The 218-nt window shown below is 42.2% G+C and carries 1 protein-coding gene; it reads left to right on the forward strand.

Annotation, left to right across the window (positions count from 1 at the left end; all coding sequences use genetic code 11):
• Positions 1-218, forward strand: a 218-nt coding sequence (locus tag E7X57_RS12615) for a hypothetical protein (RefSeq protein WP_167881002.1), incomplete at both ends; no start/stop codon positions are given.

A 218-nucleotide genomic window follows, 5' to 3' on the forward strand; every position in this document is an offset into this window, starting at 1 on the left:
TACAGCTGGTTTGTATACTGTCAATCTTACTGTCAGTAATATCAATGGCACTGCTTCCGAAGTCAAGACCGGTTATATCAATGTGACATCAGTTCCTATACTTCCGGTATCCGATTTCAGTGCTAATATAACTGAAGGCTATGCACCACTTACTGTTTCATTCACGGATCTCTCAACCAATGCAACGTCATGGTCCTGGGATATTGATGCTGACGGTA

It is taken from the genome of Methanococcoides sp. AM1 (assembly GCF_900774055.1).
Lineage (GTDB): Archaea > Halobacteriota > Methanosarcinia > Methanosarcinales > Methanosarcinaceae > Methanococcoides.